This window comes from Vibrio sp. Vb0937 (assembly GCF_033338855.1).
This window is the reverse complement of sequence record NZ_JAWOTK010000299.1, coordinates 1-1,206: the sequence shown is the minus strand read 5'-3', so window position 1 is coordinate 1,206 and position 1,206 is coordinate 1. Positions and strand designations below refer to the sequence as shown.

At 47.5% G+C, this 1,206-nt stretch carries 1 protein-coding gene; it reads left to right on the top strand.

Annotated elements, in window-relative coordinates; genetic code table 11:
- Positions 1 to 1,206 (top strand): diaminobutyrate--2-oxoglutarate transaminase family protein (locus R7P67_RS25220; protein WP_318086374.1); only part of this gene is annotated, 1,206 nt, incomplete at both ends.

Genomic DNA, 1,206 nt, shown 5'->3' with positions numbered 1-1,206 from the left:
GGGTTACAACCATCCTGAAATTAACCAAGCGTTAAAAGAGCAGTTAGACTCTGGTCTGCCTTATCAAACTCTTGATATTGCCACTTCTGCTAAAACTCACTTTATTAAGTCTGTTAAGTCTTTTCTTCCTCAAGAGCTGGGCGATAACTGTGTTATTCAGTTCTGTGGACCATCGGGTGCTGATGCGGTTGAAGCTGCGATCAAGCTAGCGAAACAAACGACAGGTCGTAATACCATGTTTGCTTTCCGTGGGGCATACCACGGTATGACAAACGGTACGATGGGCATGATGGGTAATTTAGGAACAAAAGCGCGTCGTACTGGCTTAATGTCAGATGTGCACTTTATGCCTTTCCCATACAACCTACGCTGTCCATTTGGTCTTGGCGGTGACGAAGGTGCGAAAGCAAGCATTCGTTATATCGAGCGTTTATTGAACGATGATGAAGCGGGTATCATGAAACCTGCTGCGATCATCGTAGAGCCAGTTCAAGGTGAGGGCGGTGTAATTCCTGCTCCAGCATTCTGGTTGCGCGAACTACGTCGTATTTGTGATGAGCACGGTATCCTACTGATTTTTGATGAAATCCAGTGTGGTGTGGGTAAATCTGGTTACAACTTCGCTTTCGAAGAAGCGGGTATCGTGCCTGATGTATTGTGTCTTTCTAAAGCGATTGGCGGCGGCTTGCCAATGTCACTGCTTGTGATCAATAAGCAACACGATACGTGGAAGCCAGGCGAGCACACGGGCACATTCCGTGGTAACCAACTTGCAATGGTTTCAGGTGCTAAAGCGCTTGAAATTATCCAACGTGACAACCTTGTTGAGCATGCGAACGTTGCTGGCCAATACCTACGTTTTGGTCTCGAAAGCATCCAAAAACGTGTTAACTGTATTGCTGAAGTTCGTGGCAAAGGCTTGATGCTAGGCGTTGAAATCAAGAATCCTAACGGCGAGCTTAACAAGTTTGGTGAACCTCTTGCGGACGGTCAGTTGACCCTAGCGATTCAACGTGCTGCGCTTGAGCGTGGTTTGATGGTTGAGAAAGGCGGCCGCGAAGGTTCTGTTATTCGCTTCCTTCCACCGCTTATCATTTCATTCGAACAGATTGACTTCGCATTACGTGTGCTTGAAGAAGCGATCATCGCCGCAGGCGGTAGCCGCGTTGAAGCTGCACCACAAGAATCGTGGAAAAAGCACTTCAT